Below are 14,067 nucleotides of genomic sequence, written 5' to 3' on the forward strand. Positions count from 1 at the left end.
AGGCGATCGGATGTCCGAGGTGGTCCAGAAGAGCACGTTCTGCCGGATCTGCGAGCCGCTGTGCGGCATGATCGCCACCGTCGAGGACGGCACGCTGACCGCGCTGCGCCCGGACAAGGAGCATCCGTTGTCGGCCGGTTTCGCCTGCCAGAAGGGCATCGCGTTCACCGGGGTCGTCAATGACCCTGATCGGGTGACCACGCCGATGCGGCGCACACCCGCCGGATTCGTGCCGGTGGGGTGGGAGGAAGCGCTCACCGACATCACCGCAAGGCTGTCGACGGTGCTGCATGACCGGGGTCCTGGCGCCGTCGGCTGGTACATGGGCAATCCGGGCGCGTTCAGCTATTCGCACGTGCTCTCGATACTTGCCTTCATCAAGGGCCTGGGTGCGAGCACCCACTTCTACACAGCGTCCTCGCAGGACACCAACAGCCGGCTGATGGCCAGTCAGCTGCTCTACGGCACCCCGACCTCGGTACCCATTCCGGACCTGACCCGCACCGACCTCCTCGTCGTGATCGGCGCCAATCCGGTGGTTTCCCACGGGAGTTTCCTGACCGCGCCGCGCATCAAGGACCGGATGCACGACATCGTCCGGCGGGGCGGCCGCGTCGTGGTGATCGATCCCCGCAAGACCGAGACGGCGGTCCAGTTCGAGTGGTGCGGCATCGTGCCCGACACCGACGCGTTGCTGTTGCTGTCGCTGCTGCACGTGATGTTCGCCGAGGAACTTGCGCACACGTGCGAAATCACCACCCGCGCAGACGGTCTCGACTGGCTGGGGGATCAGGTGGCGCCGTTTGAACCCGAGGCCACCGCGGCCCGCACCGGGATCGACCCCGAGGTGGTGCGCGGGCTGGCCCGTGACCTCGCGACGACCCCACGCGCAGCCGTCTACGGGCGACTGGGGACCTGTGTCGGCCGGCACGGCACCCTGACGTCCTACCTGATCGACGTCGTCAACCTCGTCGCGGGCAACTTCGACGTCCCGGGCGGTTCGGTCATCAGCGAAAGGGTCTGCCGGGACAGCGGTGGGTGAACGTCGGCATGGGCGCACTCTTGCGGCGGACCTACCGGCGCCGGCGTTCTCGCATCGGCGGCTTCCGGGCAGTCATCGGCTCCGAGCCGGCGGCGCTGATGGCCAAGGAGATGACCACCCCGGGCGAGCGCCAGATCCGGGCGATGTTCATCAGTGCGGGCAACCCGGTGTTGTCGGTGCCCAACGGTGACGAGCTCGCCGCGGCTCTGGACTCGTCGGAACTAGCTGTCGCATTGGACTTCTACCTGACCGAGACCTCGGCTCACTGCGATTACGTCCTTCCGGTGACGACCATGTACGAACGCGACGACTTTCCGCTGACCTTCCAGCCGTTCCAGGCCACACCGTTTCGTCAGGCCACCGAAGCGGTGATCGCGCCTGTGGGCCAGGCCCGGCAGGAGTGGGAGATCGTCGGCGAGCTGATACACCGGTTGTCGGGGCAGTCACGCGTCTTCGCGGCCCTGATCGGGGCGGGACGCGTGTCGAAGCGGCTCGGGGTGCCGTTCACACCGCGGCGGCTCGCCGACGGGATCATCCGTCTCTGTGCGGGCGGTGACCGCTTCGGACTGCGCCGTGGCGGGCTGACCTTCGCCCGGCTGACGCGCGACCACCCGCACGGGACGGTCCTCTCGCCGCATCTGAGAACCGGGGTGCTCAAGGAAACGGTCTCCTACCTGAACGGCCGGATCCACCTGCCTCACAGCGACATCGAACGTGAGATCGCCATGCTGGCCGTGCCGAACGCGCCGGCGGACTACCCGCTGAGGATGATCGGGATGCGCGAGCCGCGTTCGGAGAATTCGTGGATGCACAACGCCCCGCTGCTGATGCGCGGCGACCGTAGCCCGCACGGGCTGATGAACGCCGACGACGCCGCCGACCTCTCGATCGGCGATGGCAGCGAGGTCAAGGTGAGCTCACCCTACGGCCGGATCACCGTGCCCATTACGCTGACCAGGGACATCGTGGCCGGGGTGATCGCGCTGCCACACGGCTGGGGGCACAACGGATCCGGCGGATGGCAGCTCGCGAATCGGGCCGGCGGCCCCAACGTCAACCAGTTGACCTCCAGCGAGCCCGGTGACGTGGAATCGCTGTCCGGGATGGCGTGGCTGACCGGCGTACCGGTCCGTGTCGAACCTGTGTGACATTCCGCCGAAATCGCATTCCACGCGGCTTTGTCGCGAAAGTTGCAGCGTGGAATGCGATTTCGGCGCGAGGTTGGGCTAGGCGATGGCGCCGCTGTCCTTCAGGGCCTCGATGCGGTCCCAGTCCAGCCCGAGCTCCATCAGCACGATCTCGGTGTGCTCTGAGGCCTGCGGCGCCCGGGTGGTCTGCAGCGGCTCGTGGTTGAACTGCACCGGGCCGCGCACCACCTTGAACGGCGTGCCACCGTCGCTCGCCTCCACCTCGACGACCATGTCGTTGGCCAGGGCCTGCTCGTCGGTGCCCAGGTCGACCAGACTCTGGAACGGCGCCCACTGACCCTTCATGGTTTTCAGGTGCTCGCGCCAGTACTCGAACGGCCTGCTGCGGATCGACTCGGCGATGCGCCGGGCCGCTTCCTCGGAGTTCTCGATCAACGGCATGACGTCGTTGAACCGCGGATCGTCGGCCAGTTCCGGCAGGCCGAGATGCTCGAAGGCATCGCGGATGTAGCCGGTCGGGCTCACGATGCACAGGTTGATGGTGCCGCCGTCGGAAGTCAGGTAGTTCGCCATGAACGGGTTGACCGAGCTGTCCGAATCGGGCATCAGCGAGCGCATCGTCTCACCGGTCTCCATGCCCTGCGTCACGCTGGCTCCCGCCGCCCACCACGCGGTGCTCAGCAGCGACACGTCGAGTTCGACGGCCTCGCCGGTGCGTTCGCGGTGGAACAACGCCGCCGAGATCCCGCCGGCGATGTTCATCCCGCCTATCGAGTCGCCGAACGCCGGAATCCCCTGTGAGAGCGCGCCGCCGATCTCCTCGGGGGTCAGTGCGTGCCCAACACCGCTGCGCGTCCAGAACGCGGTGCCGTCGAAGCCGCCGGTGTCGCGCTCGGGCCCCTTGTCGCCGTAGGCGCTGCCTCGGGCGTAGATGATGTTGGGGTTGACCGCGCGGATGTGCTCGATGTCGAACTTGTTCTTCTGGCGCTGGACCGGCATGTAGTTGGTCAGGAACACGTCGGCGGTCTTGGCGATCTCGTAGAGAACCTCCTGGCCGCCGGGCGTGGACACGTCGATGCCGACGCTGCGCTTGCCGCGGTTGGGATGCTCGATCAGCGGGTGACGATTCGGGTCGAGCGCGAACCCGCCCATGTTGATGAAGCCGCGCTGGGTGTCACCGCGTACGGGGTGCTCGACCTTGATGACGTCGGCGCCCCAATCGGCGAGGATCGCGCCCGCCGCCGGGACGAACGTGAACTGCGCAACCTCGAGGACGCGGACGCCCTCCATCACCTTGATCACGTGGATTCCCCTTCTGGACGACGGTGTCGAACGGCGCTTGTCGGGGAGTCTAGCGGAGGATCAATACTGTAATGTTTACCGTTGAGCATCCGAGAATGGCGGCCCCGGAGGTGTCCGATTGAGCGACGCGGTGACCGAAACAATCGACGGTACCGACACCAGTGTCGACTGGGGCCGGCGTGCTGCGCAGCGGGCCGAGCGACGGATGCTGATCGACGGCGAGTTGGTCGGCGCCGAGTCCGGCGCGCAGTTCGACAACCGCAGTCCGGCCACCGGTGCCGTGCTCGGCGTGACCGCGGCGGCCGGCGAGCGGGACATGCTACGCGCCGTCGCCGCGGCACGCACCGCCTTCGACACCACCGACTGGCCGACGAATCGGGAGTTGCGCAAACGGTGCCTGGCTCAGCTGCAGGACGCGATCGAGTCCGAAAAAGGCGAACTGCGAACCGAACTCGTGGCCGAAGTGGGTTGCCCGGTGATGACGTCCGAATCTGCCCAGCTGGACTGGCCGCTGGCCGAGTCGCTGCGCTACCCGGCTTCGCTGATCGACGCGTTCGAGTGGGAGCGACTGCTCGACGGCGGCGGACTGTTCGGCGAGCGCAACATCCGCACGGTGGTCAAGGAGCCCGTCGGCGTGGTCGCCGCGATCACCCCGTCGAACTTCCCGATCGAGGTCATCCTCAACAAGCTCGGGCCCGCGCTGGCTGCCGGCAACACCGTCGTCCTCAAGCCCGATCCGAACACCCCGTGGAACGCCACCCGGCTGGGCCGGCTCATCGCCGAGAACACCGACATCCCGGCCGGGGTGGTCAACGTCGTGCCCACGCCGTTCAATGAGGTCGCCGGTCTGCTCGGGACCGACCCGCGCGTAGACCTGGTGTCGTTCACCGGATCCACCGCCGTCGGCAAGCTGCTGATGCGCCAGGGCGCCGACACGATGAAACGGATGCTCCTTGAGCTCGGTGGGAAGTCGGCGGCCATCGTCCTCGACGACGCCAACCCCGCGGTGATCGTCCCCACCGCGATGGGAGTCTGCGTCCACGCCGGGCAAGCCTGCGCCGCGACCAGTCGGATGCTCATCCATCGGTCGCTGTACGACCAGGCCGTCGCCGACATCACCGCCGCGTACGCGGCCATGCCGGTGGGGGATCCGGTCGACCCCGGCACCCTGGTGGGCCCAGTGATCAGCGCCGCGCAGAGGGACCGCGTGCTCGCCGCGATCGACGGGGCGCGCGCCGCAGGCGCCGAGATCACCGTGGGCGGCGGTCCCGTCGAGGGGCTGCCGGAGCATCTCGCCGACGGTCACTACGTCGCGCCGACCGTGGTGGTCGGTGTCGGCAACAGCGCCGCGATCGCGCAGCAGGAGGTGTTCGGCCCGGTCCTGGTGCTGCTGCCGTTCGACGATGACGACGACGCCGTGCGCCTCGCCAACGACAGCGCCTTCGGGTTGGCCGGTGCGGTGATGTCGCGGTCGGCCGAGCGTGGGATGAGCATCGCCCGCCGGGTCCGGACCGGATCCTTGGGCGTAAACGGCGGAATGTTCTACGGCGCCGACGCCCCGTTCGGCGGCTACAAGAGCAGCGGCATTGGAAGACAGTGCGGGGTCGAAGGATTCCAGCAGTACCTGGAGACCAAGACGATCGCCCGGCGCGAGCGCAGGCGCAGCTGATCACCTTCGCGGGCCCCGGCATGGCTGGTCGGTTTGCGAGCGTGGCAGGGCAAGCCGGCGAGCGTGAAGCCAGGGCTGTGATTCGGGTCCACATCGCGACCAGGAATGCTGTTCCGCGGCGGTATGGCGCTTTGGCATGGATTCTGACGCTGGTCCGCGGGGCTAGTGCGTGGCGGGCGTGAACGTGACCGGCAGCGCGGTCGGGGAGCGGAACGGCTGGCCGTGGATGTGCGGGTCGTCGTCGGTGATCAGCTGGATGTCCGACAGCCTGCTCAACAGGGTTTCCACGGCCACCCGGGTCTCCATCCTGGCCAGGTGCAGGCCCATGCAGGTGTGCTCGCCGGCGGCGAAGGAGAGGTGCGGGGTCCGCGTGCGAAAGATGTCGAACTCCTCGGCGCGCTCCCAGCGGGCCTCGTCGCGGTTGGCCGCTCCGATGCAGACATCGATCACCGAACCGGCCGGGATCTCGACGCCGTCGACCTCGGTGTCCTCGTTGGCGAAACGCTGCACGGTCGTCAGCGGGGTCTCGTAGCGCAGCCCCTCCTCGATGGCCGCGCCGATCAGCGAAGGGTCGGCGTTGACGGCCTCGAACTGGTCGCGATGGGTCAGCAGCAGGTAGAGCAGGTTGCCCGACGAACGGAAGGTGGTCTCCAGGCCCGCCGGCAGCAGCAGGCGCAGGAACGAGTAGATCGCCTCGTCGGTGAGGCGTTCGCCGTCGATCTCGGCCGACACCAGAGCGCCGATGATGTCATCGGTCGGCGCGGCCCTCCGCTTGTCGATCTGGGCGAGGAAGTAGTCCTTGAGCGCTGCCGACGCCTCGAACGCCCGCTTGTATTTGATGGTGTAGCTGATCAGTTCGACGGCACGCTTGCGGAACCACGGCAGGTCCTCCCCAGGCAGGCCGAGCAGCCGCGAGATCACCCGGGTGGGGAACTCCAGGGTGAAGTCGCGCACCAGGTCCGCCTGCCCGCGGTCGACGATCTCGTCGATCAGACCGTTGACCACCGGCCGCACGATCTCCGGTTCCCACCGGGTCAGCGACCGCGTCTTGAACGCGGCGGAGACCAGATTGCGGTGCTCCCAATGGGTTTTGCCCTCCATGGCAAGAATGGTGGGGCCGATGAACAGTCCGATCGTGGAATCGTAGATCCGTGAATTGAACACCTTGCCGTCCCGGAACACCCGATTGACCGCGTCGAAGGACACTGCCGCATAGAGGTTGTCGGGCCGCAGCGAATCCGGTGTCTTCGACCAGTCCATCACCGACCCGCGGAACACCCCGCCTTCGGCACGTCGGCGCGCGAACATCGGGTAGGGGTCGCGCAGATCTATGGGCTCGCCCTTCGCGAGGTCCTGCGCCGGAGTCTCCACGCCAATACTGTAACGCTTACAGTATCGACGTGTACAGCGTCGCCCTACAGCGCGATCGGCGTGCCCGCCGTCATCGACGTGACGAACCCCGAATCCACATGCACATCCTGGCCGTTGATCCACTGCGCGGCGTCGGAGGCAAGAAACGCGATGACGGGCACGATGTCCTCGACGGTGCCGTGTCTGCCGTAGGTGTCGCGCAGTATGTCGAGGATGTCCTTGCCCATCGTCTGTTCGAAGTCGGCGAGGATCGGGGTCTGCACCGGCCCGGGGCTGACGGTGTTGACGCGCACCCCGTACCGGGCCAGCGCGGTGCCGGCGAGCCGCTTGGCGTACAGGATCACCGCCTGCTTGGAGGTGGTGTACACCGGATACGACGGATCCTGGCGGGACTGCCAGGCGGCGACGCCCTCGGGATCGGTGGCGGCCAGTAGTTCGGAGAGCTCGTCGAGGCGCTGCTCCCAGCCGATCCCGGCGATCGATGCGACGGCGACCACCGAACCGCCGCGGCGCATGCGCGGCAACATGCCCTCGACCATCTTGCGCATGCCCAGATAGTTGACCGTCAGCACGTCGTTGGCCGGCGCGGTGCCCGGAACCCCGGCGACGTGCGCGAGCACGTCCCAGTCCGACTCAAGGTCGGCGAGGAGGCCGCCGATGCTCTGTGGGTCACGCAGATCGCACTGCGTGTGCGCCGCGGCGGGTGTCTCGTTGGGGCGCAGATCGACCGCCAGCACGTGGTCACCGTTGTCGTGGAAGTGCGCGGCGACCGCCGCGCCGATGCCGGAACCCGCTCCGACGACGACGATCTTGCGCTTCTCAACCTGCATGGGCACCGACTTCCGCAATTTCCCGAATGTCCGACAGTAAGGACGACTGTAAAGAACTCGCCGACGGCCGACAATGCCGTGCCGGATGTTACCGTTGCGCTTACCGCACGCGTTGCCGGACAGAGGGGTCGGACATGACAGTGCTGCTGGGCGGTATGACCGCGAGCCGGCCGGAACCGATGACGGAGCTGCTCGGGCGTCAGCGAAGTGCGTTCGTCGCCGACGGACCTCCCGACGAGGCGTTGCGCCGCAACCGCATCGACCGGCTACTGGCTCTCGTGCTGGACAACGCCGACGATTTCGTAGACGCGATGGCAGCCGATTACGGCACCCGGCCAAGGGCCGGAACACTTTTCACCGAGATCATGGGCATGATTTCGGTGGTCGAACACACCAGAGCCCATGTGCGGCAATGGATGAAACCCGTCAAACTGATGCGCCCGGCCCGGCCGCTGGGGTTGCGGGCCGAGGTGCGACCGTCACCTCTGGGGGTCGTCGGGATCATCGGACCCTGGAATTTTCCGCTGAACCTGGTGGTGTTGCCGGCGGCGGCGGCGTTCGCGGCGGGCAATCGGGTGATGATCAAGATGTCGGAGGTGACGCCGCGGACCGCTGCGCTGATGCAGGCGGTGGCGCCGGCCTACTTCGACGCCGCGGAGCTGGCGGTGGTCACCGGCGACGCCGCGGTGGCCGCGGAGTTCGCCGCCCTGCCGTTCGACCACCTATTCTTCACCGGGTCCCCGGGTGTCGGCGCGCTGGTCGGACAGGCGGCCGCTGCGAACCTGGTCCCGGTGACTCTCGAGCTCGGGGGCAAGAACCCGGTGGTGGTGGCGCCCGCCGCGGACCTCGCCCGCGCAGCCACCCGAATTGCGCAGGGCCGCATGATCAACGGCGGTCAGGTGTGCGTGTGCCCCGACTATGTGTTCGTGCCCGCCGACCGCATAGAGAAGTTCGTCGCGGTCGCCCGCGACACGCTACGAGACATGTTCGGCTCCATCGTGGACAACACCGACTACTGCTCCTCGGTCAACGAGGCGAACTTCGACCGCGTCGTCGCCCTCATCGAGGATGCCCGGGCCAAGGGCGCCCGGGTGGAAACGGTGGCACCGCCGAACGAGACGCTGCCGGACCGCCGGACTCGCAAGATCGCGCCGACCATCGTGCTCGACGTCGACGACGGCATGCGCATCGCCGACGAGGAGACGTTCGGACCGGTGCTCACCGTGCGGCCCTACCGCCGGATCGCCGACGTCGTCGACTACGTCAACGCGCGCCCCGCACCGCTAGTGGCCTACTGGTTCGGTCCCGATGACGCCGATTTCCGGTGGTTCGTCGAGCACACCCGAAGCGGCGGTGTGGCCCGCAACGACTTTGCCGCGCAGATGATTCCGTCAGCGGCGCCGTTCGGCGGGGTGGGGCGCAGCGGCATGGGCGCCTACCACGGCAAGGCGGGTTTCGACGCGTTCAGCCACTACCGCACCGTGGTCGGCAGCGATCTGCCGTTCACGATCACCGGTCGCGCGGCGCCACCGTTCCCGGCCTCGATGCGCCTGACCACCGCGCTGGGGCTGCGGATGGCCCACCGGCGCACCCGCCGTCGACTCAGGAACCGCTGACGACCTGCTCCCGCGCCCACCGGTAGTCGGCCTTACCCGCCGGACTGCGCTCGATCACCGGCCGGAACACCACTGCCTTGGGCAGCTTGTAGCGCGCGATCACCGCCGAGGCGTGCTCGATCAACTCGTCGGCGGTGGCGCTCGCGCCGTCGGCGAGTGCGACCACGGCGACCACCTCCTGGCCCCAGCGGTCACTCGGCCGTCCGGCCACCACGACGTCGGCGACGGCCGGATGCGACGCGATGGCCGACTCGACCTCCTCGGCGAAGATCTTCTCGCCGCCGGAGTTGATCGTGACCGAATCGCGGCCGAGTAGTTCGACCGCCCCGTCGGCGAGGTGTCGGGCCCGGTCGCCGGGGACCGAGTAGCGCACCCCGTCGATCACCGGGAACGTCGCCGCGGTCTTGGCGGCGTCGCCCTTGTAACCCAGCGGGACGTAGCCGCGCTGGGCCAGCCAGCCCATCCCGTCATGGCCCGGTTCCAGGATCGAGCCGAGATCCTCCGCGGCGACGAACGTGTCAGGTCCGGCGGTGAACTTCCCGGTCGACACCGCGCCCGGTGCCGACATGTGCGTCATCTGGGCGCCGGTCTCCGACGAGCCGACCCCGTCGACGACCATCAGATTCGGTTTGGCGTCGATCAGGCGCTGCTTGGCGGTCGGGGTGAGCTGTGCGCCGCCGTTGGCCACCACGGCCAACGCCGACAGGTCGGCGTCGGTCCGTTCGAACGCCTCGGCCAACGGCCGGGCCATGGTGTCGCCGACCACCGTGACGGCCAGCACCTTCTCCCGTTCGATGGTGGCGATCACGTCGTCGACGTCGAGGTGGCTGGTGACCGGCGAGAACACCACGGTCTGACCGGTGTTCATCGCGGTGAAGACCGCCCACTGCGCGGCGCCGTGCATCAGCGGGGGCAGCACCATGAGCTTGGTGCCGGGGGACTCCACGCACCGTTTCGCGACGTCGTCCAGCGTCGAGATCAGCTCACCGGTGTAGAGGCTGCGGCCGCCGAACGAGGTCATGAAGATGTCGTGCTGACGCCACAGCACCCCCTTGGGCATGCCGGTGGTTCCGCCGGTGTAGAGCACGTAGAGGTCGTCGGGCGACGGTTCGACTGGCGGCGGATCGGAGGGCCCGTCGGCCACGATCGACTCGTAATCGACTGCGCCGGGCAGCAATTCATTGCCCGAATCATCGGCGATCTGGATGAGCACCTTGAGGTCGGGCAGGTCGGGCAGTACTTCGGCCAGCCGCGGCGCGAATGCGCCGTGATAGAGCAGCGCGGTGGCGCCGGAGTCCGACAGCAGATAGTGCAGCTCGCTCTTGACGTAGCGGTAGTTCACGTTGAACGGCGCGACGCGGGCCCGCCACGCCCCGAGCATGCCCTCGATGTATTCGGGACCGTTGTGGGCGTAGATGCCCAGCAGGTCCTGACCGACCTCGTGGCCCGGCAGCTCGGAACGCTCGGTATGGCAGCCGAGCCCCCGGGCGTGCAGGTAGGCGCCGAGCCGGTTGGAGCGCTGCACGATCTGCGCGTAGGTGTAGCGACGGTCGCCCTGGACGATGAACTCGCGGTCGCCGATCACGGCCGCGACGGCGTCGGCGGCAGCCGGGACGGTGAACTGAATCGACTCGGTCATGCGATGGACTCTAGACGGCGACGCCCGCCGAGTGGACAGATGGCCGAAAGTTGTATGCCCATGGGGCTACCTCCAGGTGTCGAGCAGTTCGTCGGTGGTGGTCACGGTCGCCAGCAGCGACAGCGTGTTGTCGATGACGGCGGCCGCATAGTCCGCCGGTACCCCGGCGACGGCGTCCCGGGGAACGACCACCCGGTAGCCCGCGTTGACGGCGTCCATGACGAGGTTGGTGATCGCGACGTTCACCGACACGCCCACGGCGACGATCGTGCGCACGTCGAGGTTGCGCAGGACCGCGTCCAGGTCGGTGCCGCCCATCGGCCCCAGCCCGTGCCACCGATGCAGTACCAGATCGGTTGGCTGGGCGTCGATCTCCGGTACCAGCTGGGTGCCGGGACTACCCGGGGTGATGTCCACACCGGAGGCCCCGAGGGCGAAGATCTTGGCGTTGTGGTTGGCTCCGCGCCCGTCGGCGCGGCGCTGAACCAGACAGTGCACGACGGACGCGCCCGCGGCGCGGGCCACCGGCAACAGCCGGGCGATGTTGGGCAGCGCCCCGCGACGCGCCTCGTCGGCGAGCGCGGCCAGTCCGGCGTCGGGCCCCACCACCGCGCCCTGACATTCCTGGGTGATCACCGCGGTATGCGCCGGTGCAACGAGCTCGGCGAGGGGGACCCTCATGCGGTGGTCGTACCCGCCGGCGGCACCTCGGCGGGAACCTCGTAGAACCGCTGCGCCCACTTGCGCATCGCCATGTACGGCTTTGCGTCGATCTTGGCCAGCGGCGGGTTCTCCACGTACTTCTGATAGCGCCAGATGTCGCAGTCCTCCCACACGGTCTTGAGGAACTGCCGCTGCACCCTCTCGATCACTTCGGGCGGCGGCACATCAGAGGTCTCCCCGATCAGCTTGGGCCACCAGATCGAATAGAACATGTCCGAGACCTCGTCGTCGACCGGCGTGCAGGCGAAGATCAGCCGGTGGTTCGACGAACCTTCGAACGCACTCATCGCGAACCCGAGGCCGGAAAAGTGGCTGTGGATCTTCAGCGCCATCGCGTTCGGGTCGTCGCTGCGCGCGTCGGGCCAGCCGGTCAGGAACCGCCACTCCTGGTCGACGTGTTCCCAGTGCAGGCAGACCGGTGTCACCGACGCGCCGTGCACATAGCGGAAGTGCGAGCTGTCGGGCCCGTTCTCGGCGACGATCTGCGGATGCACGGGAATGGCGTCCGCGCGGCTGGAGAACTCCGGATAAGGCCGGTAGTAGGCGTTCGCGTCGGTCTCGAACTGCGGGAACTTCCAGAAGATGTCCGGCAGTTCCCACTGCGGTTCCTTGCCCTGGGGCTGGTGCCACACGAAGATGCAGCCGTACTGCTCCTTGACCGGGAAGGACCGCAATCGCAGACCGCGGTTGGGGCGGTCCGGCTGGTAGGGGATGTAGGTGTTGTCTCCCTCCGGGCCCCAGCGCCAGCCGTGGAACGGACACTCGACGCAGTCCCCGACCACCTTGCCGCCGTGGCCGATGTGCGCGCCGAGGTGTTTGCAGTGCGCTTCCAGGACGTGCAGACGACCCGATTCGTCGCGGTATGCGGCCAGATCCTCGCCGAAATACTTGAGCGCCTTGACCTCGCCCACCTCGTACTCGGCCGACCAACCGATCATGAACCACCCGGTGACCTTCCAGGTGAAGGGGACTTTCATGACGACTCCTCTGCTGCGGCGGCCATCCGGCGCACGGCGGAAACGAATTGTGCGGATCCGCCACGGGTGCCTGTGGGCATCGATACTGTAACAGCGACAGTATGTCGAGCCCGGAGGAACCGTGACGATGGAACATGGCGCGGCCCGCTTCGACGTACTCGTGGTGGGGGCCGGCTTCTCCGGCCTTTACGCGCTGCACCACCTACGCGAGCTCGGCCTGCGGGTCCGGGTGCTCGAGCGCGCGCACGACGTGGGCGGTACGTGGTTGTTCAACCGCTATCCGGGGGCGCGCTGCGACATCGAGAGCATCGAGTACTCCTACAGCTTCTCCGAGGAGATCCAGCAGGAGTGGGTGTGGACCGAGACCATGCCGGCCCAGCCGGAGATCGAGGCGTATCTCAACTTCGTCGCCGACCGGCTCGATCTGCGCCGCAACATCGCGTTCGGCATGGACGTCGTGGCCATGACATTCGACGAGGACGCCGGCGAGTGGTTGGTGCAGACGGGGACGGGGGAGACGTTCGCGGCTCCTTTCGTCGTCGCCGCCACCGGGATCCTGTCAGTGCCGCTGGAACCGTCGATACCCGGCATGGACACCTTCGGTGGCAGCTCGTTGTTCACCAGCCGCTGGCCCGAGCGCGGTGCCGATCTGACCGGTCTGCGGGTCGGGGTGATCGGCACGGGTTCCACCGGGGTTCAGCTGATCCCGGTTGTTGCGCGGGAAGCCATGCAGCTCAAAGTTTTTCAACGTTCTCCGGCCTACACGCTGCCCTGGGAGGTGCGCAAGTTCGAACCGGGCGAGCTCGACGAGCTCAAGGCCCGTTACCCGCAGATCCGCGCCGCCCAGCGCGAACATCCTGTCGGCGCGGCGCGGCTGAGCGCATTCTCGGTGCTGCTGGAGATGCTGACCAAGCCGGCGCTGAAGTCCGCCTCGGAGCAGGAGCGGCGGCGCGCGGTCGACGAGAACGGCATCATGGGTGCGCTGAACTGGGGTGACCTGTTCTTCGACATCGAGGCCAACCAGATGGCCGCCCGGCTGTACGGGCAGGCCGTGGCCCGCATCGTCACCGACCCCGACACCGCCAGGGCGCTGACACCGAGCCACCCGTTCGCGTGCAAACGGCCGATCATCGACCAGGGCTACTACGAGACCTTCAACCGCGACAATGTCACGCTGGTGGACCTGCGCGACGATCCCATCGTGTCGGTGCGTTGCGCCGGGCTGGAGACCGAACGCGGCCTGCACGAACTCGACGTGCTGATCTATGCGACGGGATTCGACGCGATGACCGGCGCGCTGAGCCGGATCGACGTGCGCGGCCGTGCCGGGGCGTCGCTGGGGCGATTCTGGGCCGAGGAGGGGCCGTTGAGCTACCTCGGTCTCGCGGTCGCCGGCTTCCCGAACCTGTTCACCATCCAGGGGCCCGGAAGTCCCTCCGCGGCATCGAATTTCGTCGCACCGTTGGAGCAGAACGTGGAATGGATCGGAGCCTGCCTGACCTATCTGCGCGGACATGGCTACCACACCATCGAGGCGCTGCCCGAAGCCCAGCAGCAGTGGATCGACGATGCCACCGCACTGGTGGCGCCCACGGTGCTCGTACACCCGTCGTGCAACTCGTGGTACAACGGCGGCAACGTGCCCGGCAAGAAGCGCATGTACATGGGCTACACCGCGGGCATCCCGGAGTACCGTCGCCGCTGCGACGAGGTCGCGCAGGCGGGTTACCGCGGATTCAAACTCGCGTGA

Annotated in this window: 9 protein-coding genes and 1 pseudogene; 4 read left to right on the plus strand and 6 right to left on the minus strand. The window is 67.8% G+C overall.

Annotated features, from left to right (window positions below):
• Positions 1 to 10 precede the first annotated feature (10 nt).
• Positions 11 to 2,190 (plus strand): annotated as a pseudogene (locus tag KXD97_RS17320) (molybdopterin-dependent oxidoreductase).
• Positions 2,191 to 2,268: 78 nt separating this feature from the next.
• Here the strand turns inward: KXD97_RS17320 and KXD97_RS17325 are convergent.
• On the minus strand, positions 2,269 to 3,480 hold the full coding sequence (locus KXD97_RS17325; protein WP_260758019.1) for a CaiB/BaiF CoA-transferase family protein: 1,212 nt from the start codon (positions 3,478 to 3,480) through the stop codon (positions 2,269 to 2,271).
• A 217-nt stretch (positions 3,481 to 3,697) separates the two neighbouring features.
• Here KXD97_RS17325 and KXD97_RS17330 point away from each other — a divergent pair, with 217 nt between their 5' ends.
• Complete coding sequence (locus KXD97_RS17330; protein WP_396885452.1) at positions 3,698 to 5,161, plus strand: aldehyde dehydrogenase family protein; 1,464 nt, start codon at positions 3,698 to 3,700, stop codon at positions 5,159 to 5,161.
• A gap of 162 nt (positions 5,162 to 5,323) precedes the next feature.
• Here KXD97_RS17330 and KXD97_RS17335 read toward each other — a convergent pair whose 3' ends face one another.
• Together KXD97_RS17335 and KXD97_RS17340 are read right to left on the minus strand one after the other, a co-directional pair.
• The gene (locus KXD97_RS17335; RefSeq protein WP_260751271.1) at positions 5,324 to 6,532 is read right to left on the minus strand and encodes a cytochrome P450; all 1,209 of its coding nucleotides are present in this window, start codon (positions 6,530 to 6,532) and stop codon (positions 5,324 to 5,326) included.
• 44 nt (positions 6,533 to 6,576) lie between these two features.
• Positions 6,577 to 7,362, minus strand: coding sequence for a 3-alpha-hydroxysteroid 3-dehydrogenase (locus KXD97_RS17340; protein ID WP_260751272.1), 786 nt, complete (start codon positions 7,360 to 7,362; stop codon positions 6,577 to 6,579).
• Between the two features lie 134 nt (positions 7,363 to 7,496).
• Between KXD97_RS17340 and KXD97_RS17345 the strand changes: the two genes are divergently transcribed.
• Positions 7,497 to 8,978, plus strand: coding sequence for an aldehyde dehydrogenase family protein (locus KXD97_RS17345; protein ID WP_260751273.1), 1,482 nt, complete (start codon positions 7,497 to 7,499; stop codon positions 8,976 to 8,978).
• Here the strand turns inward: KXD97_RS17345 and KXD97_RS17350 are convergent.
• The 3 genes from KXD97_RS17350 to KXD97_RS17360 all read right to left on the minus strand — a co-directional run bounded on the left by KXD97_RS17350 (position 8,965) and on the right by KXD97_RS17360 (position 12,317).
• The gene (locus tag KXD97_RS17350) at positions 8,965 to 10,617 is read right to left on the minus strand and encodes an acyl-CoA synthetase (protein ID WP_260751274.1); all 1,653 of its coding nucleotides are present in this window, start codon (positions 10,615 to 10,617) and stop codon (positions 8,965 to 8,967) included. The two genes, KXD97_RS17345 and KXD97_RS17350, sit on opposite strands and share 14 nt — an antisense overlap.
• A 66-nt stretch (positions 10,618 to 10,683) precedes the next feature.
• Positions 10,684 to 11,298: a cysteine hydrolase gene (locus tag KXD97_RS17355; RefSeq protein WP_260751275.1), complete on the minus strand. Its 615-nt coding sequence runs from the start codon at positions 11,296 to 11,298 to the stop codon at positions 10,684 to 10,686.
• Positions 11,295 to 12,317, minus strand: a complete 1,023-nt coding sequence (locus tag KXD97_RS17360; protein WP_260751276.1) for an aromatic ring-hydroxylating dioxygenase subunit alpha — start codon at positions 12,315 to 12,317, stop codon at positions 11,295 to 11,297. Before KXD97_RS17360 ends, KXD97_RS17355 begins: the two co-directional genes overlap by 4 nt.
• 127 nt (positions 12,318 to 12,444) lie before the next feature.
• Between KXD97_RS17360 and KXD97_RS17365 the strand changes: the two genes are divergently transcribed.
• Entirely contained in the window at positions 12,445 to 14,067 is a 1,623-nt protein-coding gene (locus KXD97_RS17365) for an NAD(P)/FAD-dependent oxidoreductase (protein ID WP_260758020.1), read from the plus strand.

Origin of the sequence: Mycobacterium sp. SMC-8, from assembly GCF_025263565.1 — a bacterium.
Classification (GTDB): Bacteria; Actinomycetota; Actinomycetes; order Mycobacteriales; family Mycobacteriaceae; genus Mycobacterium.